Origin of the sequence: Gordonia jacobaea (assembly GCF_965344965.1) — a bacterium.
GTDB classification, from domain to species: domain Bacteria; phylum Actinomycetota; class Actinomycetes; order Mycobacteriales; family Mycobacteriaceae; genus Gordonia; species Gordonia jacobaea.
The window spans coordinates 933,686-958,406 of record NZ_CBDRLS010000002.1; the positions used below are offsets into that span (position 1 = coordinate 933,686).

Genomic DNA, 24,721 nt, shown 5'->3' on the forward strand with positions numbered 1-24,721 from the left:
AGTGGTCCGGGGTGACCCGACGCCGTCTACTACTTCGGTGGCATCCGGATGCCGCCGTCGACGCGGACGACCTCGGCGTTCATGTAAGAGTTGCTGACCAATTCGATGACCATCGAGGCGAGCTCGTCCGGTTCGCCGAGTCGCTTCGGGAACAGGACGTTCTTGCCGAGGTTGGCCTTGAATGCGTCGGAGTCGGGGCCCGAGCCGTAGATCGGGGTGTCGATCAGGCCGGGAGCCACGGTGTTGACGCGGATGCCGACAGCAGACAGGTCGCGCGCGACCGGGAGCGTCATGCCCACGACGCCACCCTTCGACGACGAGTAGGCGGCCTGACCGATCTGGCCGTCGAATGCCGCGACACTGGCCATGGAGACGATCGCGCCGCGCTCACCGGTCTCGGTGGGCTCGAGGCGGCTCATCGCGGTGGCCGCGAGACGAATGGCGTCGAAGGTGCCGATCAGGTTGATCGCGATGACCTTCTTGTATGCGTCGAGGTTGTGCGCCGACGCGAATTCGCCGTCCTTGCCGACGGTGCGCTGCGCCCAGCCGATGCCCGCCGAGTTGACCAGCACGCGGAGCGGGCCGAGCTCGCTCGCCTGGTTGACAGCGGTTTCGATCTCGGCGGTGTCGGTGACGTCGACCGAGACGAACTCGCCGCCCACTTCCTTGGCCAGCAGTCCACCCTTGTCGGCGTTGAGGTCGGCGACGACGACCTTCGCGCCCTTGGCAGCCAACTGGCGAACCACTGCGGCGCCGATGCCCGACGCCCCACCCGTCACGATTGCACTTGCTCCGTTGATATCCACGTCGACAGCCTACGACGTACTGTGTCGCGGATAACAGTGGGGCCGAGCGATCGCTCGGGAGCGCGGATCGTCAGAGGTTCACGGCGCCCGATCGGTTCACGATGCCCGATCGGTGAACATCGCGACGAGACGGTCGCGTCGCTGCGAGACCAGCGCGGGATCGAGGCGGTGCTGACGCGCGAGCGTGCACATGCCGTGCAGGGATGACCACAGCAATTCGGCGTCGACACCGACGTCTGGGTCATCCTGGCCCAGCGCGCGTAGGAACGGCGCGAACGCATCACGCATGACCTCCGGGGTGTCGTCGGCAGCGAACGTGACCCCGACAGGTAACGCGAACATCGCCTCGTAGGTGGCCGGATGCTTCTCGGCGAAGGCGACATAGCAGTCCACCAGCGCCGCGACGGGCTCGTCGGCGTTGCTGAGCGCAGCGTCAGCGGCGCGCGCAAACTCTGAAAATCCCTGCAGCGCAACGGCAGTCACGATCCCATCGCGACCGTCGGGAAAGTGCTGATACAGGACGGGCGGGGTGTATTCGATCTCGTCGGCGAGCCGCCGCGTCGTGACCGCTGCCCATCCCTCGCGTTCGGCGAGCGTCCGCGCTGCGTCGATCACCTTCTCGTGCCGAGCTGCCCGCTCACGAGCACGCCGTTCCTGAGCACCCATGGCTTCAATTTATCATCGTCATCCGAAACTGTCATTGATATGCAAATCTATCGCTGTTAGATTCATGACAGGTCGCCGGAATCAGCACCCCATCAGGAGCAGGTCATGAGTTCAGCAATCATCCAGATCGTCGCCGGGATCTCGATCCTCACCAACGCGATCATCTACGGCATCGACGTCTTCGGTGGCGTCATCATGAAGTCGGTGCTTGCCGAGCTCGACGATGCGACGATGACGTCCGTCGCAGGCTGGGGCCACTACTTCGGCGACCGACGGCTGCCCGTCGCCGGCATCACCGGACTGGTGAGTGCTGTTGTCGCATCAGTGATTTCACTGATCACTGCTCACTACGCCGCCGCAGCCGCAACGCTCGTCGCCACCATCGCATTGGTGCTGTGGCTGGGCCTCTACGCAACTGCGGCGAAGCCGATCAACGCCCTGCAGAAGGCGGTCGCACTGGGTGGAACCCTGCCCGACGACGCTCGCGAACTCCAAACCCGTTGGGATTCCCTGCTTCCGGCGCGCATCTCACTGCAGACGACAGCACTCGTCGCGCTCGTGGTCGCTGTCGCCCTGGTGTGAAATCCCTGGCGCGAGATGCCCAGTCGACGCTCCCGAGCGCACAGTCGACGGTCTCGAGCGCCCAGTCGGCAGTCTCGAGCGCCCAGTCGGCAGTCTCGAGCGCACGGTCGACGGTCAGACGCAGCGGACGATCGGCTCGGGGTCGTACTTCACCGTGCGGGTGTGCCTGCTGATCTCGGCGCCGGTGGCGGCGTCGGAGATGACCCGCGTGTTCGACGTCGTGAAGCCACGAATCCCGTTGTCGGCCAAGCAGTCGTCGCCGCGCGGCAACTCCACCACCGAGGGCGAGGTGTAGGCGTAGCGGTCGCCGGTGATCGACTCGACGTCGACCGTCTTGGTGCTCCACATGCGTACGGTCACACCCGAGGTCGTCCAGCCGGTCTCGATCAGGATTCCGTGGCGGGTGTTGTTTCGGAAGACGAGATCGATCGCGCCTTCGAAGACCGTCGCCTCACGCGCCTCCGGATAACGCGAGATATAGTAGCTGTGCTCGGTGTGGTCGACGTCTTCGAGGCCTGCGAAGTACGACGCGTTGTACAGCGTCGTCGCGAACTGCGAAATCCCACCGCCGACCGCCTTCGACGGCCTGCCGTGATCGATGATCGTCGACGTCACGTAGCCCTGCGCCTCACCGCGTGGTCCGGTGTAGGAATTGAGCGAGAACGTCTCGCCGGGCAGCACCACGGCACCGTCGACCTGCTCGGCCACCAGCCTGATGTTCTCGCCGGACGCCGACGAGAAGCCGCCCGTGGTGAACTCCGAGACCACTTCCTTCACACCGAGACTCTTGGCCTTGTCGGTCGTCACCTTCGGTGTGCGCACCTGGTAGGTGGCGCTCACCGTGTCGGGCCGATCGTCGGCCAGCGCGGCGTCGACGATGGTCTGTGTCGTCTTTCGCCAGTCGATCCGTGCGCCGTCGCGGGCGGGCACGACCTGCGGGCTGCCGCCGCTCAACCGGAACGTCGCGCTGACGGGTGCTCGCTCGGTACGGCCCAGATCTGCGCCCACACGTTTCGACACCGCCTTCTCGTCGGCGCGGACAACGAGTCCACCGCGACCGTCGGCCACAAAGCGCAGCACCGCGCCCAGATCGTCGGGGCTCAACCGCGTCCGCGCCCCGTCGGTTCCAGTGACGGCCAGCGACGCCGACGTCGCGCGGGTGGCCGGGCCGTCGACCGTTCGACGCACCGTATCGGCCGACACCGTCGGCGAGAACGGCTCCATGGGGAGATCGATCGGACCGGTGTCGTCGAGCCAGTGGTCGGCCAACTCGTCGGCAGCACGCTCGCGCACGACGCGGAGACCCTTGCTCGGCATCTCCGCGACCGGAGTGGCACCGCGGTAACGAACACCACCCTCGACGGCGGCCTTCTCCAGATCGGCCTTGCGTGCATCGAGCGTCGCGTTCAAGCGCGTCCGATCGACGTTGACGACCGGTTCGACGTCGCGTGTGCGTCCGAACAACGACGCCACGCGGTCGAAGAGGCTGCGCGGTTGCCGCATCAGACGCTCGGCGGTCGCATCGGCGTCGAAGGTGAGTCCGAGTTCGTGCGGCGCCACCACCGCGGTTCCCGACGGGGTCCTGACGGTGACGGGCTGCGCGGCTCGCTTCTGTAATTGCGTGAGCGACGGGGTCAACTGCGTGCGTGAGAGGTTGCCGACGTCGAGGCCCGCTGTGGTCGCGCCACGCGCCGAATGTGAGTTCGTGACGACCAGATCGACGGCCAAAACCAGCGATGTGAGAAGCACCACACCCGTGATCAGCCGCGCCCCCATACGTCGTCGACGTGCGGAGGCGGGGAACACTTTGTCAGTCATACAGGACATTTCAGACGCGGGCGAGGTGGGCTCCGCTGACTCCATCAGGTCTCACGCTGCAGATGAGAGCATTTGACCTGGGAAAAGCAGGCGCTCCGGATGAGCTGTCGGGTCGGGGGTCTGACAGCTCAACCGGAGCTAACACGTATATCTACCCTGCATTCCGATTCGTTACATCTCGGTTGGAAAACCTTTGACGAATCTGACGGGAGGGAGACTCGATCAATCGGGGGAAGAACTCAGCCCTCGATGATCGCGGTGACGCCCTGGCCGCCCGCGGCACAGATCGAGATGAGTGCACGACCGCCACCGTTGGCCTTGATCTGCTTGGCGGCCTGAGCCACGATCCGACCACCGGTCGCCGCGAACGGATGGCCCGCAGCCAGCGAGGAGCCGTTGACGTTGAGCTTGCTGCGGTCGATCGAGCCGAGCGCGGAGTCGAGCCCGAGGCGCTCCTTGCAGTACTCCTCGCTCTCGAACGCCTGCAGCGTCGCGAGCACGACCGACGCGAACGCCTCGTGGATCTCGTAGAAGTCGAAGTCCTGCAGCGTCAGTCCGTTGCGCTTGAGCAGACGCGGGATCGCGTAGGTGGGAGCCATCAGCAGTCCGTCGGGACCGTTGACGTAGTCGACGGCCGCGGTCTCGGAGTCGACGAAGTAGGCCAGCACAGGCAGGCCCTTCTCCTGTGCCCACTCGTCGGACGACAGCAGCACGGTCGACGCACCGTCGGTGAGCGGCGTCGAGTTACCCGCGGTCATCGTGGCATCGCCCAGCGAGACACCGAAGACCGGCTTGAGCTTGGCGAGCTTCTCGACGGTCGAGTCGCCGCGCAGGTTCTGGTCGCGGATCAGGCCCTGGTACGGGGTGATGAGGTCGTCGAAGAAGCCCGCGTCGTACGCGGCTGCCATCTTCTGGTGGCTCGCCGCGGCCAGTTCGTCCTGGTCGGCGCGCTTGATGCCGAATTCCTTGGCGGTGATGGCCGCGTGCTCGCCCATCGACATGCCGGTGCGCGGCTCGCCGTTCTTGGGGATCTCGATACCCAGGTTGGGCAGCGCCTTCAGAATCCCGAGCACCTGGTCCTTGGGCGACCGCGCACGGTTGACCTCGAGCAGCGACAGACGAAGGTCCTCGGAGACACCGATCGGGGCGTCGGACGTGGTGTCGACGCCGCCACCGACGGCGACGTCGTAACGTCCGCGTGCGATGCCGTCCGCGACAGCGGTGATCGCCTGCAGACCGGTGCCGCACGCCTGCTGGATGTCGAAGGCGGGGGTGTACGGCGAGAGCGGCGAGCCGAGCACGCATTCGCGGATGAGATTGAAATCACGAGAGTGCTTGAGGACCGCTCCGCCCGCGACCATGCCGAGGCGTTCACCCTGGAGGTTGAAGCGGCCGACCAGGCCATCGAGGGCCGCGGTGAACATGTCTTGGTTGCCGACCTTGGCGTATGCCTTGTCCTGACGCGCGAACGGAATGCGGTTGCCGCCGAGGATCGCGACCGGACGCTCGTCGCGAGTCTTGGGTGTGTAAGCCACTTGGATCTCCCAGGGATGAGGGTTGACACTTATAGCGTATTCTTACTCCAGAGTAAGTTAGTTGTCGAACTGCTTCGGACCCCGGGTCCGTCGACTACCCGACAACCGACTCATCGATTCACCTGCACATGAGCCGCACATCACGATCAGAGGAGATTCACGTGGCTTCCAACGGAACCGCCGGTCTGTATTCGAGTTTTGTCCATTCCGGCCCCGGATCGTTCATTGCCAAGCAGGCAGGACTCCCGGTGCCCCCGACCCTGCGTCGGTACAAGCCGTCGGAGCCGCCGCTTCCGGGCCCGGTGCTACTCGGCGGCAACGGCCGACTCGTCGAGCCGATCCGCGAGATCCTCTCCACTCCTGACTACACCCTGATCCACAACGCGACCACGGGTCGCAGCGCCGACAAGTACGGCGGCCTGGTCTTCGACGCGACGGGCATCAAGAAGGCAGCCGATCTCAGCGCGCTGTACGAGTTCTTCCAGCCGGTCATGCGCTCGACGGCGGCCTGCGCGCGATTCGTCGTACTCGGCACCACGCCCGAGCTGATCGACGACCCCGACGAGCATGTCGCCCAGCGCGCGCTCGAGGGCTTCACACGCTCGCTCGGCAAGGAACTGCTGAAGGGTTCGACCGTTCAGCTCGTCTACGTCTCCCCCGACGCCAAGACCGGTGTGACAGGACTCGAGTCGACGCTGCGCTTCGTGCTCTCGGCCAAGTCGGCGTTCGTCGACGCCCAGGTGATCCGCGTCGACGAAGACGATTCGGTTGCACCGTCGAACTGGGACAAGCCGCTCGACGGCAAGGTCGCGGTTGTCACCGGAGCGGCACGCGGCATCGGCGCGACCATCGCAGAGGTGCTCGCGCGCGACGGCGCCCACGTCATCTGCGCCGACATCCCCGCCGCCGGTGAAGCACTCGCCGAGACCGCGAACAAGGTCAACGGAACGGCATTCCCGCTCGACGTGAGCGCACCCGACGCGGGCAGCAAGCTCGCCGAGCACGCACTCGAGCGTCACGGCGGCATCGACATCATCGTCAACAACGCCGGAATCACCCGCGACAAGCTGCTCGCCAACATGGACGACGGCCGCTGGAACTCGGTGATCTCGGTCAATCTCGTTGCGCCGCAGTCACTTGTCAACGCGCTCGTCGAGAAGGATGCGTTGCGCTCGGGCGGTGCGGTCGTCGACGTCAGCTCCATCGCGGGTATCGCGGGCAACCGCGGCCAGACCAACTACGGCGCGTCGAAGGCCGGTGTCATCGGCCTCGTCGACGCGTACTCGCCGATCCTCAAGAAGAAGGGCATCACCATCAACGCGGTGGCGCCGGGCTTCATCGAGACCAAGATGACCGCCGCGATTCCGCTCGCCACCCGTGAGGCCGGCCGCCTGATGAGCTCGCTGCAGCAGGGTGGCCAGACCGTCGACGTCGCGGAGACCGTCGCCTACTTCGCCAACCCGGCGAGCAATGCCATCACCGGCAACGTGGTTCGCGTCTGCGGCCAGGGATTCCTGGGGGCCTGATGAGCAAGACGATCACACTCGACGGCCCGCCGAGCACGCTCGACGTGTACTCGAAGGCTGTCACCGCGATGCTCCCGGTGATCGGCAAGTCGGGACCGGTGCGTCCCGATACTCCGCTACCGGACAGGCGGTATCGCCTCGAGAACGTGCGTGTCGACCCCGACCGACTGCAGGCGTACACCCTCGCGACCGGCCAGCAGTTCGGTCCGGTGCTGCCGATCACGTACCCGTTCGTCCTGCAGTTCCCGCTCGCGATGAAGATCATGACCGACGGCGACTTCCCTTTCGGCGCAGTCGGTTCGGTGCATCTGGAGAACACCGTCGAGCGGTTCCGTCCGATCGGCGTCGACGAGCCGCTGACCATCGAGACGCATGCCGAGAATCTGCGCGAACACCGCAAGGGCATTCTCGTCGACATGGTGTCGGAGTTCAGCGTCGGCACCGAGCCGGTCACACGCCAGGTGGCGACGTTTCTCTCGCAGCAGCGCACCAGCCTGTCCGACGAACCTCGCGGCCCCGCGCCGCGTGAGCAGGCTCCGCCACCGCCGAACGCGATCCTGTCGGTTGATCTCGGCCGCATCCGCGAGTACGCCGCGGCATCGGGCGACCGCAACCCGATCCACATGAGCGACCTGAGCGCCAAGGCTTTCGGCTTCCCCAAGGCCATCGCGCACGGAATGTGGAGTGCCGCAGCGGCAATCGCCAACGTCGAGCCACAGCTGCCAGACCACGTCACCTACGCGGTGAAGTGGGGCAAGCCGATCCTGCTTCCGGCGAAGGTCAACCTCTATGTTCGACGCATCGACGGGGTCGGCGGGAAATCGTCCGGCAACTTCGACATCGCAATTCTCAACCGGCGCAAGGGATATCCGTACCTGACCGCCACCACGCGAGACGCCTGAGCAGCGCCCACCCGACACGACACCGCCGCCCGCACTCTACGAAGTGCGGGCGGCGGTGTTGTGTTCTATGTGCATCGGCTCTTGTGTATCGGCGCCTGAAACAGCGTGCGCGCGTGGCGGTCAGGCCTGCGCGCCGGAGTCCTCGGCGTCGACGCTCCCGCCGGCCACGGTGCCGCGCCCGACACCCTTCAGGCCACGCCAGGTGATGCCGACGAGAAGGTCGGTGGCCGTATCGATATCGACGTCGCCCTCCGAGATGCGGTCGGCGACAGCCTCACCTGCACCGACGAGTGCCACCGCGGTGAGTTCGAAATCGATATCGCTCGCGCCCTCCACAGTTGTCCCGCGGCGGATCAGTTCGGCGACCATGTCGGTGACACGATCGCGACTGTCCCGCACGATCTGCGCGAAGTTGGCCGTGCCGATGGCGACGCGGTAGAGCACCTTCCACGACTGGCGGTGCTGGTCGACGTATCCCAGGAACTCACGGACCACCGTGCGGGCCTGATCACGCTGTCGCAGGGTGGGATCGAAGCCGATCGCCATCGCGTCGATGAATCTTCCGGACTCACGCGCGATGCACGCACTGAAGAGTTCGTCCTTGGAGCCGTAGTACAGGTAGAGCATCGGCTTGCTGATTTGCGCTTCTGCCGCAATCGAGTCCATCGAGGTCTCGCGGAACCCGTTCTCCGAGAACACCTTCACCGCGGCGTCGAGCATCTGTTGCTCGCGAACCGCGCGCGGGAGACGCTTGGTTCCGCCTGCCATCACTCATCTCCTCTTTGCGGCACTGCACATGTTGGGTTACCCACTAATTTTACCAGTGAGTAAGTTTGCGCGGCGGAACAACCGCCACTCTCAGCAGCGCAGTACGCCCTTCGCGCGCAGGATTCGCACGACGGACCGGTCGACGCGAGCCTGCGTGAGCGTGCCGGCGGTCACCGCGCTCTGCATCGAGTCGAGCACCGACGAGACGCGGTCGGTGGTGATCCAGAGCGCGATGTCGCCACCGGCCTTGATGGACATCAGCGCGGCCTGCTCGATCGGATAGCGCTGGCTGATGGCGGCCATACCCGACAGGTCGTCGGAGAACACGACTCCGTTGAACGCGGGACCCCCGTAGGGCTTGCCCGTTCGCAGCATGGTCATCGCACGGGCACTGATACTCGCGGGCGTCTCGGGTCCGGTGAGTCCCGGCACGATCAGGTGCCCGACCATCACACCCGCGTTGCCGGGGTTGCGCAGAAGCGTCTTGTACGGCACGAGGTCGCTGGTGATCAGTGACGACAGCGGCGGTGTGCGCACCACCCCGGAGTGCGAGTCGCCCGAGCCGTGGCCGTGGCCGGGGAAGTGCTTGTAGACCGGCATGATGCCCGCGTCCTCGAGTCCCGCGGCGAAGGCGCCCGCGTACTGGGTGACGACCTGGGGATCGTTGCTGAACGAGCGATCGCCGATCACCTCGTCGGCGCTCTCGTCGCTCACATCGGCGTCGGGCGCGAAGTCGACGGTGATACCGAGCCGCTTGAGCTGACCGCCGATCGACGCCGCAAGGGTGCGCACCTGGGCCGGCGTCTTGGTCTGAGCCAGCTCGCGCGCCGACGGGCTGTCGATGCCGAGCGACGACAGCCGCGACACGCGGCCGCCCTCCTGGTCGACGGTCACCATCAACGGGAATGGCTGCGAGCGCGAGAGCCGGGCGGCTGCACCGCTGGTCAGGATCGACTTGTCGGTCCAGCTTCCGACGAAGATGCCGCCGATGTGCTCACGTTGCACCACCTGCGTGGCGTCGGCAGTTCCCGTGACGCCGACGACGATGAGCTGAGCGAGCTTCTGTCGCAACGTCATTCGCGAAAGCTCGGGCGCCCCACACGCGTTAGGTGCCACTGCAGGCGACGCCGCGGATGACGAGGCGACGCTCTGCGATGAGGGAGTCGAGGCGTACGCCGACGTCACCGACGATCCACCACCGGACGAGCCGGTCTGGCATGCCGTCAGCGTTGCAGCGACAGCGAGCACCACACCAGCCGTCCGGACACCTGTGAAACGTCGTCGATCAAGGCGCATGTACCGAGTCTGGCATGTACGATTCCCCCATGGCTGCGGGGTCGTCACCCTCCCCCACCGGCCCACATGGCCCCGGTGGCGCTGACCAGCGCGAAAAGACCCAGCACGAGAACTCCCGTCCCGGCCAGACTCTTCTGATCGCATACGACGGATCGCCCAATGCCGATCGCGCCATCCGATACGCAGCACGTTTCCTCCAGGCACGCGTCGCGCACGTCGTAACCGCGTGGGAACCCGGGGCCATGAGCGCTCCCCGGGTCTCGTCGCTGGCGGCCGGGATGCAGCCGTACCTGGACACAAGGGCAGAAATCGAAGTCGACGAGGCGCTCGAGCGGGAGGCAACCGAGACCAATGCGCGCGGCGTCGCACTCGCGACCGAGTGGGGCCTGGATGCCACGGGAACACTGGTCGAAGCGGATTCGACGGTCTGGTCGGCGCTCATCGCGGCTGCGGACTCGTTGGATGCCGACCTGCTGGTGACGGGGACTCGCGGCGCCACCGGTTTCAAGGCTCTTCTTCGATCGTCCGTGGCGGAACGCGTCCTCAAGCACTGTCACCGTCCGGTCTTCATAGTCCCCGCCAAGTGCGAGTCGGAGCCACGCCCGGAGATCACCGTCTGAAGTCGACCGGCGAAATGGTAGTTTCGTCCGCATGCGCAACAACCGACTGATCGCCGGAGCCGTGGCTGGTATCGCCGGCATCATCGTCGGCCTGGGTGCGGTATTCCTCGGCGGAGCGATCGCGTCGGAGAACAGCCCGTCGACCGATGTCAACAACATCAACCCCAACAGCGGTTTCGTGCAGGGGTCCGTCGACTACGGCTCACGCCAGAACGCCGACGACAAGTGAGCGCACCTCGCATCGGACAATCTCGCATCGAATCACGCGGCATCTGAGGTCCCCCGACCGCTCGGCTGGTAAGGCCCGCTCGGCTCGTGAAGCCCACTCGGCGGATCGGACAATGAGTCGACGCGGCGTCGGCATCGTCTTCGGTGTCGCGCTGATCGTCAGCCTGCTGCAGTCGCCCGGGCGCATCTCCGCCGACACCAAACTCGACCTCACCGCCGACCCTCTCGGCTTCCTGGCACGGGCCGCTCATCTGTGGACGTCGACCGCTCCGATGGGCCAGGTACAGAATCAGGCGTACGGCTACTTCTTCCCGCATGGCGCGTTCTTTGCCGTCGGCGAGTTGGCGCACATTCCTCCGTGGATCACCCAGCGTCTGTGGTGGGCCATCCTGCTGACCGTCGGATTCGTGGGAATCGTGCGTCTCGCCGAACTGCTGCGGGTCGGCTCACCGGGTTCCCGGCTTCTGGCCGCACTGGTCTTTGTGTTGAGCCCACGAGTGTTGACGACGCTTGGCTCGATCTCGTCGGAGACACTGCCGATGATGCTCGCACCGTGGGTGTTGATCCCGGTGGTGCGGGCGCTCGACGCCGATCGGCCGTCGCCGTACCCGCTGTGGCGCGACGCGTGCCGGTCGGCGGTCGCGGTGGCGCTGATGGGTGCGGTGAACGCCGTGGCCACCCTCGCCGCGCTCGGCGTCGCCGTGGTGTGGTGGGTGATTTCGACAAGCTCAATCAGCGGTCGGGGCTCAATCAGCGGGCGGGGGCGCTCAATCAGCGGGAAGGCCCACCCGCTGGTCGAGCCGGGCGCGAGCGAAGCGAGCACCCGAGTCGAGACCACTCGCCGTGGCCTGCGGTTCGGCGTCGCGTGGGCGGGCGCGCTGGTGCTCGCGTGTGCGTGGTGGGTGGTGCCGCTGCTGATCCTGTCGCGCGTGTCGCCCCCGTTCCTCGACTTCATCGAATCCTCGCGTGTGACAACGGAATGGACGTCGCTCACGGAGGTGCTGCGCGGGACCAGCTCGTGGACGCCGTTCGTCTCGCCCGAGCGCGTGGCGGGTGCCGTGCTGACGACGCAACCCGCGGCGGTACTCGCCACCGGGACACTGGCGGCAGCGGGACTTGCCGGACTGTGCATGCGCCGCATGCCGTTTCGAGGACGCTGGGTCACCATCCTCGTCGTCGGCCTCGTCCTGATGTGCGTGGGCTACGCGGGCGGCCTGGGGTCGCCGATCGCCGAACCGATCCGCGCCTTCCTCGACGGTCCCGGCGCCTTCCTCCGCAACATCCACAAGTTCGAGCCGTTCATCAGAATCCCGCTGGTCCTCGGGTTCGCGCATCTTCTCGCCCGCGTGCCACTTCCGAGCACGGCGTCGGCGCGGGAGACGTTCTCCGCGTTCGCCCATCCCGAGCGTTCGCGTCCGGTCGCCGCGACCATGGTCCTCGTCGTCGCCCTGATCGGTGCGGGCTCGCTGGTGTGGACCGGGCAGTTGGCCCCGGACGGCACCTACCGCGCGATCCCCGGATACTGGCAGCAAACCGCCGACTGGCTGCGCGACCATGCCGACGGAGATGACCCAGACGGCAACAACAACAACGCAGCACATCCCGGTCGGGCGCTCGTGGTGCCCGGTGCCCCGTTCGCCGATCAGCTCTGGGGACTCACCCGCGACGAACCGCTCCAACCGCTGTCGACGACGCCGTGGGCGGTACGCGATGCGATACCCCTGACACCGCCGGGGGCGATCCGCGCCATGGACTCCGTGCAACGCGACATCGCAGCCGGGCGCCCCTCGCCAGGACTTGCCGCGACACTCGCCGGTCAGGGCATCGACTTCGTCGTTCTACGAGCCGATCTCGACCCGGAGACATCACGGTCGGCCCGCCCACTGCTAGCCCAACAGACGCTCACGGGCTCCCCGGGTCTCCGCCGTGTCGCGACGTTCGGCCCGCGGGTCGGCCCACCATCGGCGCGAGGTGTTGTGCGAGACAACGGGTTACGACCCGACATGCCCGCCATTCAGATCTTCGCGGTCGACCACAGCAGTAACTCCGACGTCGCGTCATTCCCGGGCACCGGTCCGGTACTGACGGACACCTCGACCGCAACCCGTATCTCGGGCGGCCCGGAATCGATTGCCGCGGTGCAAGATCTGCGTGCGCGACTCGGCATGGCCCCGCTCGGCCCGTCGCTCCTCGAATCCGACGCCGTCCGCGCCGGTCTGGGAAATGCCCCGCTCGTGGTCACCGACACCCCCGCCGATCGCGAAACCGACTTCGGCCGCGTCGACGACCACAGCTCTGCCATCCGGGCACCCGGCGATGCACGCCGAACCCAGAACGCCGCGCCCGACTACCCGGTCGACGGCCAGCCCCTCGTCGAGGGACAGTGGCTTCTCGACAACGCGCCCGGCGAGGTATCGGTCTCGACGTCGGGCTCGGCGTCGGACGCCACCCAGCCGGGCCAGACGTCGCCCGCGAGCTCGCCTGCCGCCGCGTTCGACGGCGACGCGTCGACGGCATGGGCAAGCAGCGGGCTGTCGTCTGCGGTCGGGCAGTGGATGCGCATCGATTTCACCCGTCCGCGGAGCGATCTCGCCGTCCGGCTCACCACCGCGAAGGCGCTCGGCGAGGACGTGTCGTCGATTCTGGTCACCACCGAGGCGGGCACGACCGTCGCGCAGGGTGTCGAGCCGAACAACCCGGTGACGGTGACCGTGCCCAGCGGCCCGACCCGCTGGATTCAGATCCGCGCCATCAGTACCGAGAATGGCTCTGCCGGAAACCAGTTCGCGCTCGGCGAGGTGGCACTCACCGACCTCTCGTCGGGCATACCGCTCACCATTCGCCACCGCGTGGTGCTGCCGACACTGCAGTCGGATACGAAGGTATCGAGTTGGGTCCTCTCCCAAGAACTCTCGGGCCGCTCGAGCTGCCTGCTCGACAACACCCCGGGTGACCCCGCTACCGATGTCGTGAGATGCGCTGGCGGACTCGGCCTCTCACCCGAGACGCCCGGGGTCATGACGCGCGCGCTGTCGGTGCCGCAGCCGACGACCGTCGCACCCGTGATGGTGCTCAGGCCGAAACCGGGCGACGCACTCAACGCGCTACTTGCTCGTCCGGGAACCGTGACAGCACGTGGGCCGTCGTCGGTGTCGGACACGAGAGGCTCCGCGCAGGCCGCGGTCGACGGCGACCCGACAACCGTGTGGACCGCACGCGACGATGACAAGGACGATGGCAAACCCGGCCGAAAGTCCCGCCCCCGACTCGACATTTCGCTGCCCACGCCGCAACGCGTCGATCGTCTGCGCCTCGTGCTTCCGCGCGACTATCCCGCGGCACCGACACGCGTGTCGGTCGACCTCGGAACCGGCCCACAGGAACGCACGGTCGGAAGTGACGGCGTCGTCGAGCTCAATCCCGCAGTCACCGACCGTATTTCGCTGACAGTGCTTGCACGACGAGACCTCATCGACGTCAACAGCCTTGGGTTCACCAGCGTCGCACCGACAGGGATAGCCGAGGTGTTGGTGGAACCCGCCCCGCAAGCACCCCCGCTCGACGACGAACGCCCGATCTCCGTCGGATGCGACGGCGGCGTGGGAATCACGGTGTCAGGTCAGGTAACCGGAATGAAGATCCAGACCACCGCCGGAGCACTTCGCCGGGGCGAACCGGTGATCGCGACTCCCTGCACGCCGACCATGCGTCTCGGTGCGGGCGAGCAGGAACTGTCGGCGAATCCCGGCAACGCTTTCACTGTCAACACCGTCGGACTCGACGCCGGCGGCGGCTATGGCACACCAGCGTCGTCGAACAGCACTGCTACACAGCCACATTCAAGCGAGATGCCGCGCGTCCTCACGTGGTCGTCGACGTCGCGTTCGGTACAGGTCGACGCCGCGGACGCCGCGCGGCTCCTCGTCGTTCCCGAGAGCGAGAATCCCGGATGGGTTGCGCGCCTGGGGGGCACCGGGTCAGGAAGCGCTGGGTCAGGAGGTACCGAGTTGCGGCCGGTCGTCGTGAACGGCTGGCAGCAGGGGTGGGAGGTTCCGGCCGGAGCGTCGGGAACCGTCGCTCTCGAGTTCCGCTACGACACTCCGTACCGCTGGGCGCTGCTCGTCGGATTCGTCTTACTCGCACTGCTTTTCGCGCTTGCCCTATGGCCGATTCGCACTCGACGAGACCCCGACACGGCGCCCGAGCCGACCGGCGAGGCGTCGATATCCATGGTGGCGTGCGCCGGTGTCGGCTGGCTGGCCGCGTCCTGGCTGCTGACGGGATGGTGGGGCCTAGCGATCTCCGTGGTCGTCGGCGCAACCGTTGCGGCACTGAATCCGAAAGCCCGTGTGGTACTGACCTTTGTCGCGATGCTGGCGGCGACCATCGGACTCGCGGCGGCTCCGTGGCATGCCGAGTCCGGGTACAACGGATTCGCGTGGTGGGTTCAGCTTCCCGCGTTTGTCGCGGTCGCGAGCACCGTCTGGTCGGTACTTGTCTCTGCTGTGCCGGAGCCCTGGCGAGACGTGCTCTCCCGCTGGATAGGTGTTGCTCCTCGACGCCGCGCTTCCCGAGAGCGCAGCCAGTTGCGCGACGGCTCCTCGACGAACGCGTAACTCGCCGCCGAGATCCCAATACTGAGAACCGCGGTGATGATCCAGACCACCGCGGTGTGGCCGGTGAACGGGACGATCCCGAACAGCCCGAACACCACGGCGAGCACGGCCACATGCCAGATGAAGATGCCGTACGACCACCGCCCGAGCGCGAGCATCCCCGGCGAGGTCAGGAACGGGAACGGTCGGTCGGACAGCCGGGACAGCACCCCCGCCCGACCATCCGAACAGATCAGCGGCGCGAGCAGCGTGAAACCGCAGATCGCCCCCAGCGTGGTCTTCACGGCGAACTGCGTAGGCTCGAGATCTCCGAGTCCCGTCGGTCCCGCGAGAGGTGTGCACGCCAGTCCATACGCGACGACGAACACGACGAGCATCAGTCTGCGTCGTGCGCCGACCGCGGCGACAACCCGGGTGAAGCGAGTCGGCTGGCCCAGTTCGTCGGCACCCGCCACCTCGGCGAGCACCAATCCAGCGATGAACCACGGAAGATGCCCGACCACCCAGTTCGTCGGTTCGACGCCGTCGGGTGTCGGAAGGAGTTCGGCGATCCATCCCCAGGTCAGGCTCACCGCGCCGAGCGCGACCAGCACCGGGATGCGGGCGGACACGCTGCGGCCGCGCAGTGCGAACAACGCGAATCCCAGGATCGGTAGGAGCAGGTAGAACGCGACCTCGACCGAGAGACTCCACATCTGGGTCAGGCCCGCGGTCAGCGACAGCGGGACAAACACCTGCGTGAGCGTCAGATTGGCGAACCACACCGTCGCGTCGGCGCCCTGCGCCTCGGGCAGCAGAGTCAACACGACGACCACGACGACGAGGTAGGCGGGCCAGATGCGCACCACCCGGTGGCGCAGGTAGCGATGTATCGGCGGGTGCGCCGCGCGATCCGACCGGCCCGCACCCGACCAGCCGTGCGCGCTCGCGACCCACGGCCGCCACAGCAGAAACCCCGACAGCGCGAAGAACAGTGCGACGGCGAGATCGAGTCTGCCCAGGATCGGGCCGATCACGGGAAGCGCGACGGCACCCGTCTGGAAGGCGACGTGCGTGGTGAGCACCCCGAGTGCAGCAACCGCACGCATGCCCTCGAGTTGCGGAAAGAATCTGCGCGCCGGGCCACTCGACGACGAGGTGATCTGCGTCGTCGATGGCTCTGGCACCAGCCCAGGATACGGACCTTCGCACGACGCGTATGCGGCCACCGAACCGGCACCCGACAGGCGAACAGCACCCGAACAGTAGTGTCGTGCCCATGTCGCAGGCCCGGACCCCGAGTTCACCCACCCCGGGCGCCCCCACCGCGAGCCGATTCAGCACGGCCGATCTCATCGGCCCGACCCTCATCTTTCTCGGCGCATTCCTGATCGCGGTGACCATCGCGTTGCCGACGCTGTTCGTCGATCGCCTCCGCACCATCCCGCTCAGCACCGATCAGACAACGGTGTCGACGGCCGGAATGTCCGACGACGAGCACGCGCAGATCCTCGACCGCTGCTCGCTGAACACACCGCGCGCACGTGTCCTCGACGCGACGCTCGTGCGCCAGCAGCGCGTGGTGGCGGTGCGTCCCGCCGATGCACGACGGGTCACGCTGCAGGCCGGCGCATCGGTGCAGGCCGATCGCATCTGGCTCGACGGCAGGGAATCCGAGTCCGACGCCGCTCGACCGGGCAGCGAGGTCGCGCCCACCGAGGGTGCCGACGCGTGCACCTCCCCGACGGTGTCGGCTGTCCGGGACCGCGTCACGCTGAACCGTCGCTCGGCGCTGCCCGACCTCGGGGCCGTCGGCGGAACGCGGGGCAACTCCGAGATTCAGTACGACAGCAACTCCGCGCCGGTCCAGGCGTCGGATCGTCGTGGCTACACCTACGTGCTGCCCTTCGATCCGCCGACGTCGGGCGCCCGCTACTTCGACGTCACCACGCGTCGAACGGTCCCGCTCGTCGACGCCGGGGAGTCGCAGGTGGGCGGCCGTACCGCAATCCGGTATCGCGCCGAGATCCCCGACACCGACCTCGCCGCCATCGGCTCCGGAACCCCGGCGGGCACCCCGGCCACGCGCATCACGCGACCGGCGTCGTGGTTCGGCATCACCGACGGTGACCCGAACCGACAATTCACCGCGACCCTGCACCATCGGGCTAAGTGGGACATCTCGGTCGACGCCGCGACCGGCGTGATCCTCGACGAACGCGTCGACGTCGAACAGACATACCGCGTTGCCGGTTCTGATGGATCTCAAGGCCCAGACTCGGGTGGCGCAGACTCGGGTGTCGCGCTCACCAACCTGCGCGCGACGTTCGGCTTCGACGGCTCGACGCAGCGCGCGATGGCTGACGACGCGGCGTCGCTCGCCGGACCCGTCACCATCTGGGGGCGCGTGGTGCCACTGATCGCGGGCATCGTCGGTGCGCTGGCGCTGATCGCGGGTGCCCTGCTCACGTTCCCGGGTCGGTGGCAGCGCTGGGTCGACGATCACCGACCGCGCCGTCGGAGGCATGACGACCAACCGCACCGTCGGACACACGACGATCCGGAGCCTGATGCGAAACCCGAAGGGCCACAAGAGTCGTCGTGACCGCGGAGACTGTCGCGGCGACAGCGGCGATCACCGCGAGCCGCATCACGCTGTGCCCGAGTAGAAGGATCGCGGCGGCCTCGATGGCAAGGAAGAGCCAGGCGAGGATCGAAATGCGGGTGCGGTCGTGCGCAATGGCCGCGAGCAGGGCCACCTGTAGCACCGCGAACGCCGCGCCGGTGTAGGCGAACAGTCCGAGCAGGTCGGTCAACTCCCGATAGTCGTCGCCGATCAGCGTGGGCAGCAGTGGTCCGGCGAGGGCGCCGAGCACCGTGATCACCAACCCGATCGCGGCAACCACCCCGACCGCTTGGCGCAGTGACCGACCAGACGACGCCGGGTCGGCGAGTTGCGGATAGAAGACGACGCCGACCGCCTGTGGCAACCAGAAGGCCACTTTCGTCGCGATGGCGCCGAAGGCGTAGACGCCCGCATCACGCGGGTCGAGGACGGTGCGCGAGAGCAGCACGTCGAGCGAGACCGCGACGACGAGGACCAGTTGCACCTGCGACGCCCGGACGACGGTCGACAGGCCAGCACCCGGCAGTCCGGCACCAGACGTGCTCCCGGCGGGCATGCGTGCGCCGGCGAGGCCCCACACGACCGCAGCGGCGACGGCGGTCCCCACCGCTCCGGCGAGCAGCGCTCCTGCCGGTCCGGCACCCGCGGCCAGTGCCGCGATGGTCGGAGCAGCGCGCACCACCCCGACCGCCGCAAGGACGACCCCGAGCGTTCGGAATCGTCGACGCCCCTGCAGCACACCCTGACCACCGCCGACGACGGTCAGCAGCGGCGCGGCCGCCAGCCCTGCCGCGGTGAGTGTCCACGACGTCGACGCGACCGCGGAGACGACCGGTACGGCGATGACCGCAAGTACCGCGACGGCGAGCGCACACCGCATGATGAGAGTACGTATCCGCAGGTCATCGCGGCCGTGAACGACTTCGCGCGCAACCACGGCCTGCAGCGCGAGCGCGGGAACGGTGAGCACCAACTGTGCCGAGAGCGCCACGGCCAGTTCGCCGTACTCCGCAGGCGTCAGCCACCAGCGACCAGCACCGAGATGGACCGCGTACGAGCAGACGTTCGCGAGCATCGAACCGACAGCAACCCACCCGACTGCATCGACGACGGGGGAACGCACCATGTGGTCAAGTGTGCCTCTCCGGTGTGAAACGATAGACAGCGATGTATGACCAGAACACGCAGACCGACGTCGAGAGCACCGACGTCGGCTTTCGCATCGACCCGGTTCTCGCGCGTAGCTGGCTGTTGGTCAACGGCGCCCAGCACAATCGATTCGCACACGCTGCGCGGTCGCGCGCCGATATCGTCGTGCTCGACATCGAGGATGCGGTCGCGCCCAAGGACAAGCTCACCGCGCGCGACAACGTCGTCCAATGGTTGACCAGCGATCCCGGCACCGGCCCCGACGGCAACCCCCTTCCCGGCGGCGCAGGCGACTGGGTGCGTGTCAACGGCTTCGGCACCCCGTGGTGGGCCGACGACCTCGAGGCGCTCTCGAAGACCCCGATCGGCGGCGTGATGCTCGCGATGGTCGAGTCAGTCGACCACGTCACCGAGACCGCCAAGCGGCTCCCCGACGTGCCGATCGTCGCACTGGTCGAGACGGCACGCGGGCTCGAACGCATCAGTGAGATCGCGTCGGCGAAGGGCACCTTCCGGCTGGCGTTCGGTATCGGAGACTTCCGCCGCGACACCGGCTTCGGCGACAACCCGATGACACTGGCGTACGCGCGCTCGCGGTTCACCATCGCGGCGAAGGCGGCACACCTACCCAGCGCCATCGACGGCCCCACGGTGGGATCGAGTGCGCTCAAGCTCAGTGAGGCGACGGCCGTCAGCGTCGAATTCGGCATGACCGGCAAGATCTGTCTGACACCTGATCAGTGCGCTCCGGTGAACGAGGGCCTCACGCCGTCGATCGACGAGATCACCTGGGCGAAAGAGTTCTTCGCCGAGTTCGAGGCCGACGGCGGCGAGATCCGCAACGGCTCCGACCTTCCCCGTATCGCCCGCGCGACCAAGATCCTCGACCTCGCCCGCGCGTACGGGGTGACCGGCACGGAGTACGAGGTCGATCCCGGCCACGCGTCGGCACCGTCGGACACCTACCACTACTGAGTTCGCCGGACTCAGATCACCGGACCCAGATCACACGGCACGCCATGCACCGGTTGCTGCCGACGCTCTGGGTGATCAGCGCGGCGTTGACCGCGCTGATCCTCGGTCCGCTGCTGCGCCCGGGATATCTGCTCTACCGCGACGCGGTCTCGACGCCTCGGTCGTACATGACCGACACGACGTTGGGGATCGGCGACCTACCACCGCGTGCCGTTCCGCAGGATTGGGCTGTGGCACTGGGGAGTTCGGTGGTCGACGGCGGATTCCTCGTCACGGCAATCCTGTTCGCGGCACTGACGATCGGTGGTGTCGGATACGGCAGGCTCGCGGCGCATCTCGTACCCGGCGCCGGCCGGACCGGCGCCGTCGCGGCCACGATCGTCTCGCTGTGGAATCCCTTTGTCGCAGAACGACTTCTCCAGGGCCACTGGGGGCTCCTCGTCGGGTACGGCGCGCTGGGATGGATCGCGCTTGCCGCTGCGCGATACCGTGACACAGCGTCGATGCGCCGCTGGTGTGTATTGGCGGCACTCCTCGCCGTCGCCGGATTCACGCCGAGCGGTTCACTGTTCGGCCTCGTGGTTGCGGTGGTCTGCGTGCGCGCGCGGCGGCTGATCGGGGTGCTGGCGGCGTGGGTGTTGTCGGCGCTGCCGTGGCTGGTGGCCGCGCTGCTGACCTCTGCGTCGACCTCGACGGACGGCACTGCGGGGGTGCGCGCCTTCGGGTTACGGTCCGAACCAGGGCTCGGACCGCTCGGCACGGTGCTTGGTCTCGGCGGTATCTGGAACGCCGACGCCGCACCTGCGAGCCGCACGTTCTGGTGGGCAGCGGTCGCGACGGTCTGCCTGATCGCAGTCGTCGGGGTCGGGTCGATCACGTTGTGGCGCAGGCGCGAACTACTTGTCGACGCTCCCCTCGTACGAGCCCTTGCCGTACTCGGTGTTGTGGTGGTCGTTGGTCTGGCGATCACGGCCTTCGGACCGGGCAGCGGCGCGCTCGCGGGGGTCGTCTCCGCGATTCCGGGCGGCGGGCTGCTGCGCGATTCGTCGAAGTTCGTGGCGCTGGTGATGCCTATCGTCGCGGTGGCGAGCGCTGCCGCGGTGTGGCGGTTACGTGACCTCGTCCCTTCGGGTTTCGCGCTCGCGGCAGTGGTTCTTCTCGTCGTGGCACCGCTGCCCGACCTCGCGTGGGGAGTCGGCGGACGACTCTCGACGGTGCAGTATCCCGATGACTGGGCGCGCGTTGCGCAACTCGTTCCCGCCGACGCGGGCGACGTCGCGCTATGGCCTCCAGGCACCGTGCGGCAGTACCCCTTCACCGACTCGCCATCACTCGATCCGGCCGCACGCATGCTGCGCGCCCCCGTCGTCGAATCGGGCGAACTCGTCGTCGACGGCGCGACCATCGACGAGGCGACACCGCGCGCACAGCAGGTGACCGAGACGCTGCGCACCGGTGGTGACCCGACAACTCTCGCTCGGCTCGGCGTCGGCTGGGTGCTCGTCGAAAATCTTTCGGGCACAGCTCAACCCGACATACCGGCCACGCTGGCTGGCCGCGCGGACGTCGTCTTCCGCGGCCACGATCTCGTCCTGTTCCGTATCGGCGACCCGGCCGACGTCGGCGACGCCTCCAGCACAGCGCGCGTGGCTGCCTACACGGCACACCTTGTCTGGGCTGCGCTGATCATCTGCGGCGGTGTTGCTGCGCTGTGGCCGCTACGGCGCCGTCGGGCTCGCAGTGAGGTTCAGCCACGCGAGGACTGATCGAAGACCGACATGAAGCCGTCGGCCGTCGCCGACCACGAATAGCGTTGCGCCCGTTCGCGTGCGGCCACTCCGAGGCGGTTGCGTTCGGCCGGATTGTCGAGGAGTTTTCTTGTGGCAGAGAGCATCTCGTCGACGCCGTCGACGAGAAGTCCGGTCTCGGCGTCGTCGATCGATTCGGCGAGCCCGGTGGCGTGGCGGTAGCCAATGGTCGGCACACCCATCTGTGCGGCTTCGATCACCGCTAGCCCCCACCCCTCCTTGCGCGACGGCATCAGGTGCACGTCGGCCTCGGCGAGGATCTGATACTTGCGATCGTTCGACACGTGACCGTGAAAGGTGACGAGCCGCCCGACACCGAGTTCGCTTGCTGCCGAACGCAATCGAGACGACCACCAACCGTCGCCGATGACATCGAGATGCACCTCTCGCTCGCCCGCGCGGTGCAGGTCGGCAAGAACCCGCAGCGCATCCTCGACCTGCTTGTGCGGGACGAGGCGCGAGAGCACGCACAGCCGAGCCGGCCCGTGATCGTCACGCGGTACCGGCACCTCCGAGTCAGGCGTCGGGTCGATTCCGTTGTGCACCACGGTGATCCGGTCGTCGTCGACACCGAGTTCGACGAGCTCGCGCGCCGACGGCGCCGACACCGTCACATACCGGTTGCGACGGTGGACCCGCGGCGACACCCGCGACTCGAGGAACCATCCCAGCCTGCCGAGGAAACGGCCGGCCACCGGCCACTGCTCTCTGTGACAGTGATGCACGAGCACGATGGTCGGCGACGACGAGACCAGTGTCGCGAAGAACGGGATGCCGTTCTGTGTGTCGACGATGGCGACGGGCGAGACTCCCGCAAGCGGACCGAAGCCCAGCCGACCGGCGACGAGCACGGCCAGGATGGCCGGATACACGGTGATCCGTCCGCCTGCGCGTACGAAGCGCATGCCGTCGCGGTCCTCGGTGCGCAAGGCACCCGGGTACGTCGACGTCAGGTAGGTGACGCGCATTCCGCGTCGAGAGAGTTCCGCACCGACCCGCTCGAGGTAGGTTTCGCTGCCTCCACCCTGGGGGTGGCGGGTATCGCGCCAGCACAGCAGCACGACGTCGGACGGGGTGTTCATCGCCGACAATGCTACGCACCCACCCCGGTAGCATCTCCGACGTGCCGCGACCGAGAACGACCACAGACTCCTCGACGGCGGGCTCGACCACGACACGTGCCGACGCCGGGATGGCCCGAATCGCCACGCTCGCACGCGCGGCGGGGCTGCTCAACGACTTCCGCTTCGAGCAGTCCGATCCCGCCCGCTTCTACCGCGCCCTCGCCGACGACACCGCCGACCTCGTTGGAGCCTTCGCCGAGCTCGACGGTGCCGTGGTGCTCGACGTCGGCGGCGGTCCCGGCTACTTCGCCGACGCGTTCCGCCAGCGCGGGGCGTCGTATCTGTCGGTGGAACCCGACCCGTCCGAGATGCATGCGGGAGGTCTCGAACATCGGGGATCGGTGCGGGCGTCGGGCCAGCAGATGCCATTCGCCGACGGCTCTATCGACATCTGCATCTCGTCGAACGTCGTCGAACACACGCCTGCGCCGTGGGAGATGGCCGACGAGATGCTGCGGGTGACCCGTCCTGGCGGCATCGTGATCATCAGTTACACGCTGTGGTGGGGTCCGTTCGGTGGACACGAAATGGGTCTGCGGCACTACTTCGGCGGCGCCCGGGCCGCGCGCTGGTACACGCGGCGCAACGGGCATCCGCCGAAGAACCTGTTCGGGACGTCGCTGTTCGCCGTGACCGCCGACGACGGTCTGCGGTGGGCTCGCTCCCGACGCGGCCGCGCACGGCTGGTCGCCGCGTTCCCGCGCTACCTGCCGAGCTGGGCGTGGTGGGTGCTGCGCATACCGCTGGTGCGCGAGGTTGCGGCGACGAACCTGGTGCTGGTGCTCGAACCGCGCTGAGGCTTGGGCGTCCCTGTGCTCAGCCGAGCCCCGCTGCGCAGCGCAGTGTGCCGCCGTTGCTGGTCGCCGAGGCGAGCAGTTCCTCACCGCGAAGGATGTTGCAGGTCACCGGGCCACGCACGACGACTGCGGTGAGTTCCGCGTCGGTGCCCGTGACGGTGGCCTGCCGTGACCACGGGGTTCCGGTCGCCGCGACGATCTCGTAGTCGTTGCCCTTGCGGAACCGCAGTGCGACGACGTCGCCGTTGCCGGTGATCTGGTAGGTCACCGCCCCTGCCGCCGGCGCGGGTGTTGTCGTGGTGGTGGTCTCCTCGGTGGTGGTTTCCTCGGTCGTCGTCGTGGTGGGCGTCGTGGTCACCGTGGTGGTCGCGGGCGCGGTGGTCGCGGCCGTGCCGCCGTCGCCTCCGGAACTGCGGATGATCGCATAGGCGACGACGGCGATCAGAGCGATGACCGCGATGATCGCCACCACCAGGATCGCGGTGCGTTTCCCGCCGCCCGACGAGTCGGGGTCCTGCCCTGGCTGCTGCTCGTTCCCGTAGCCCTGCCGGCCGTAGCCCTGGTCGGGGTAGCCCTGCTGGCCGTAGCCCTGGTCGCCATAGCCCTGATCGGGATAGCCCTGGTCGCTGTACCCGTGCTGCTGGTCCCCGTACGGCTGCTGGTCCCCGTACGGCTGGTTGGCGTAGGGATCGTGTTGCGAGTAGGCCTCGGTGCGCGCCGTCGGGTCGCCGCCCGCCGAAGGGTCCTCGTTGGGGTCGAACGCCCGGGTGTGCGGGTGCTCGGCCGGGTCGTTCGGGTCCTCGGGTGGTCGCGTCATGGCGCCGATTGTGCCAAACCGCCTGTCGCCACATGCGGGACTGGTCCAAGACCCCTCACTCTGGACAGCACAGCTCCGGCGAT

Annotated in this window: 18 protein-coding genes and 2 pseudogenes; 10 read left to right on the top strand and 10 right to left on the bottom strand. The window is 67.5% G+C overall.

Annotated elements, in window-relative coordinates; genetic code table 11:
- Window positions 1-29: 29 nt before the first annotated feature.
- Together ACRVY7_RS10365 and ACRVY7_RS10370 are read right to left on the bottom strand one after the other, a co-directional pair.
- Window positions 30-806, bottom strand: coding sequence for an SDR family NAD(P)-dependent oxidoreductase (locus tag ACRVY7_RS10365; RefSeq protein ID WP_064861972.1), 777 nt, complete (start codon window positions 804-806; stop codon window positions 30-32).
- Between the two features lie 96 nt (window positions 807-902).
- Window positions 903-1,472 carry a TetR/AcrR family transcriptional regulator gene (locus ACRVY7_RS10370; RefSeq protein ID WP_431816987.1) on the bottom strand — a complete coding sequence of 190 codons (570 nt, stop codon included), beginning with the start codon at window positions 1,470-1,472 and terminating at the stop codon, window positions 903-905.
- Window positions 1,473-1,577: 105 nt separating this feature from the next.
- On the opposite strand from ACRVY7_RS10370, the gene ACRVY7_RS10375 reads away from it, so the two are divergent.
- A complete protein-coding gene (locus tag ACRVY7_RS10375) occupies window positions 1,578-2,054 on the top strand; it encodes a DUF1772 domain-containing protein (RefSeq protein ID WP_431816988.1) in 477 nt (158 codons plus the stop codon).
- A gap of 114 nt (window positions 2,055-2,168) precedes the next feature.
- On the opposite strand, the gene ACRVY7_RS10380 is transcribed toward ACRVY7_RS10375, so the two are convergent.
- Both ACRVY7_RS10380 and ACRVY7_RS10385 read right to left on the bottom strand, forming a co-directional pair.
- Window positions 2,169-3,872 carry a VanW family protein gene (locus ACRVY7_RS10380; RefSeq protein ID WP_431816989.1) on the bottom strand — a complete coding sequence of 568 codons (1,704 nt, stop codon included), beginning with the start codon at window positions 3,870-3,872 and terminating at the stop codon, window positions 2,169-2,171.
- A 239-nt stretch (window positions 3,873-4,111) separates the two neighbouring features.
- A complete protein-coding gene (locus ACRVY7_RS10385) occupies window positions 4,112-5,407 on the bottom strand; it encodes an acetyl-CoA C-acetyltransferase (RefSeq protein WP_064866406.1) in 1,296 nt (431 codons plus the stop codon).
- Window positions 5,408-5,568: 161 nt separating this feature from the next.
- On the opposite strand from ACRVY7_RS10385, the gene ACRVY7_RS10390 reads away from it, so the two are divergent.
- Together ACRVY7_RS10390 and ACRVY7_RS10395 are read left to right on the top strand one after the other, a co-directional pair.
- Window positions 5,569-6,933: a 3-oxoacyl-ACP reductase gene (locus ACRVY7_RS10390; protein ID WP_431816990.1), complete on the top strand. Its 1,365-nt coding sequence runs from the start codon at window positions 5,569-5,571 to the stop codon at window positions 6,931-6,933.
- Window positions 6,933-7,835, top strand: a complete 903-nt coding sequence (locus ACRVY7_RS10395) for a MaoC family dehydratase (RefSeq protein ID WP_049700368.1) — start codon at window positions 6,933-6,935, stop codon at window positions 7,833-7,835. Before ACRVY7_RS10390 ends, ACRVY7_RS10395 begins: the two co-directional genes overlap by 1 nt.
- A gap of 120 nt (window positions 7,836-7,955) precedes the next feature.
- Here ACRVY7_RS10395 and ACRVY7_RS10400 read toward each other — a convergent pair whose 3' ends face one another.
- Together ACRVY7_RS10400 and ACRVY7_RS10405 are read right to left on the bottom strand one after the other, a co-directional pair.
- Entirely contained in the window at window positions 7,956-8,603 is a 648-nt protein-coding gene (locus tag ACRVY7_RS10400; RefSeq protein ID WP_049700367.1) for a TetR/AcrR family transcriptional regulator, read from the bottom strand.
- A gap of 90 nt (window positions 8,604-8,693) precedes the next feature.
- Window positions 8,694-9,680 (bottom strand): glycoside hydrolase family 3 N-terminal domain-containing protein, encoded by a 987-nt coding sequence (locus ACRVY7_RS10405; RefSeq protein ID WP_431816991.1) that lies wholly within the window; start codon window positions 9,678-9,680, stop codon window positions 8,694-8,696.
- Between the two features lie 233 nt (window positions 9,681-9,913).
- On the opposite strand from ACRVY7_RS10405, the gene ACRVY7_RS10410 reads away from it, so the two are divergent.
- From ACRVY7_RS10410 to ACRVY7_RS10420, 3 genes are all read left to right on the top strand, one after another.
- On the top strand, window positions 9,914-10,519 hold the full coding sequence (locus tag ACRVY7_RS10410; RefSeq protein ID WP_431816992.1) for a universal stress protein: 606 nt from the start codon (window positions 9,914-9,916) through the stop codon (window positions 10,517-10,519).
- 31 nt (window positions 10,520-10,550) lie between these two features.
- Window positions 10,551-10,748, top strand: coding sequence for a DUF2613 domain-containing protein (locus ACRVY7_RS10415; protein WP_005205438.1), 198 nt, complete (start codon window positions 10,551-10,553; stop codon window positions 10,746-10,748).
- A 112-nt stretch (window positions 10,749-10,860) separates the two neighbouring features.
- Window positions 10,861-15,363 carry an alpha-(1->3)-arabinofuranosyltransferase gene (locus ACRVY7_RS10420; RefSeq protein WP_431816993.1) on the top strand — a complete coding sequence of 1,501 codons (4,503 nt, stop codon included), beginning with the start codon at window positions 10,861-10,863 and terminating at the stop codon, window positions 15,361-15,363.
- A gap of 14 nt (window positions 15,364-15,377) precedes the next feature.
- On the opposite strand, the pseudogene ACRVY7_RS10425 reads toward ACRVY7_RS10420, so the two are convergent.
- Window positions 15,378-16,451, bottom strand: a pseudogene (locus ACRVY7_RS10425) (acyltransferase family protein); the annotation flags it as partial.
- Window positions 16,452-16,621: 170 nt separating this feature from the next.
- Here ACRVY7_RS10425 and pgfA point away from each other — a divergent pair.
- Window positions 16,622-17,797, top strand: a pseudogene (gene pgfA / locus ACRVY7_RS10430) (cell envelope lipid trafficking protein PgfA); the annotation flags it as partial.
- A 10-nt stretch (window positions 17,798-17,807) separates the two neighbouring features.
- On the opposite strand, the gene ACRVY7_RS10435 reads toward pgfA, so the two are convergent.
- Window positions 17,808-19,094: a lipopolysaccharide biosynthesis protein gene (locus ACRVY7_RS10435; RefSeq protein WP_431816994.1), complete on the bottom strand. Its 1,287-nt coding sequence runs from the start codon at window positions 19,092-19,094 to the stop codon at window positions 17,808-17,810.
- 41 nt (window positions 19,095-19,135) lie between these two features.
- Here ACRVY7_RS10435 and ACRVY7_RS10440 point away from each other — a divergent pair, with 41 nt between their 5' ends.
- Window positions 19,136-20,092, top strand: coding sequence for an HpcH/HpaI aldolase/citrate lyase family protein (locus ACRVY7_RS10440; RefSeq protein ID WP_049700363.1), 957 nt, complete (start codon window positions 19,136-19,138; stop codon window positions 20,090-20,092).
- 44 nt (window positions 20,093-20,136) lie between these two features.
- Complete coding sequence (locus ACRVY7_RS10445) at window positions 20,137-21,858, top strand: MmpA family trehalose lipid delivery protein (RefSeq protein WP_431816995.1); 1,722 nt, start codon at window positions 20,137-20,139, stop codon at window positions 21,856-21,858.
- Here ACRVY7_RS10445 and ACRVY7_RS10450 read toward each other — a convergent pair.
- A complete protein-coding gene (locus ACRVY7_RS10450; protein WP_431816996.1) occupies window positions 21,840-22,982 on the bottom strand; it encodes a glycosyltransferase family 4 protein in 1,143 nt (380 codons plus the stop codon). The two genes, ACRVY7_RS10445 and ACRVY7_RS10450, sit on opposite strands and share 19 nt — an antisense overlap.
- A 110-nt stretch (window positions 22,983-23,092) precedes the next feature.
- Here ACRVY7_RS10450 and ACRVY7_RS10455 point away from each other — a divergent pair, with 110 nt between their 5' ends.
- The gene (locus ACRVY7_RS10455) at window positions 23,093-23,821 is read left to right on the top strand and encodes a class I SAM-dependent methyltransferase (RefSeq protein WP_431817076.1); all 729 of its coding nucleotides are present in this window, start codon (window positions 23,093-23,095) and stop codon (window positions 23,819-23,821) included.
- A gap of 19 nt (window positions 23,822-23,840) precedes the next feature.
- Here ACRVY7_RS10455 and ACRVY7_RS10460 read toward each other — a convergent pair whose 3' ends face one another.
- Window positions 23,841-24,638 (bottom strand): hypothetical protein, encoded by a 798-nt coding sequence (locus tag ACRVY7_RS10460; protein ID WP_431816997.1) that lies wholly within the window; start codon window positions 24,636-24,638, stop codon window positions 23,841-23,843.
- Window positions 24,639-24,721 lie beyond the last annotated feature (83 nt).

Coding starts and splice junctions, on each gene's coding strand:
- ACRVY7_RS10370 (WP_431816987.1), bottom strand. CDS start 1,472: ATGGGTGCTCAGGAACGGCGTGCTCGTGAGCGGGCAGCTCGGCACGAG.
- ACRVY7_RS10375 (WP_431816988.1), top strand. CDS start 1,578: ATGAGTTCAGCAATCATCCAGATCGTCGCCGGGATCTCGATCCTCACC.
- ACRVY7_RS10380 (WP_431816989.1), bottom strand. CDS start 3,872: ATGACTGACAAAGTGTTCCCCGCCTCCGCACGTCGACGACGTATGGGG.
- ACRVY7_RS10395 (WP_049700368.1), top strand. CDS start 6,933: ATGAGCAAGACGATCACACTCGACGGCCCGCCGAGCACGCTCGACGTG.
- ACRVY7_RS10400 (WP_049700367.1), bottom strand. CDS start 8,603: ATGGCAGGCGGAACCAAGCGTCTCCCGCGCGCGGTTCGCGAGCAACAG.
- ACRVY7_RS10405 (WP_431816991.1), bottom strand. CDS start 9,680: ATGACGTTGCGACAGAAGCTCGCTCAGCTCATCGTCGTCGGCGTCACG.
- ACRVY7_RS10410 (WP_431816992.1), top strand. CDS start 9,914: ATGTACGATTCCCCCATGGCTGCGGGGTCGTCACCCTCCCCCACCGGC.
- ACRVY7_RS10415 (WP_005205438.1), top strand. CDS start 10,551: ATGCGCAACAACCGACTGATCGCCGGAGCCGTGGCTGGTATCGCCGGC.
- ACRVY7_RS10420 (WP_431816993.1), top strand. CDS start 10,861: ATGAGTCGACGCGGCGTCGGCATCGTCTTCGGTGTCGCGCTGATCGTC.
- ACRVY7_RS10435 (WP_431816994.1), bottom strand. CDS start 19,094: ATGGTGCGTTCCCCCGTCGTCGATGCAGTCGGGTGGGTTGCTGTCGGT.
- ACRVY7_RS10440 (WP_049700363.1), top strand. CDS start 19,136: ATGTATGACCAGAACACGCAGACCGACGTCGAGAGCACCGACGTCGGC.
- ACRVY7_RS10445 (WP_431816995.1), top strand. CDS start 20,137: ATGCACCGGTTGCTGCCGACGCTCTGGGTGATCAGCGCGGCGTTGACC.
- ACRVY7_RS10450 (WP_431816996.1), bottom strand. CDS start 22,982: ATGAACACCCCGTCCGACGTCGTGCTGCTGTGCTGGCGCGATACCCGC.
- ACRVY7_RS10455 (WP_431817076.1), top strand. CDS start 23,093: ATGGCCCGAATCGCCACGCTCGCACGCGCGGCGGGGCTGCTCAACGAC.
- ACRVY7_RS10460 (WP_431816997.1), bottom strand. CDS start 24,638: ATGACGCGACCACCCGAGGACCCGAACGACCCGGCCGAGCACCCGCAC.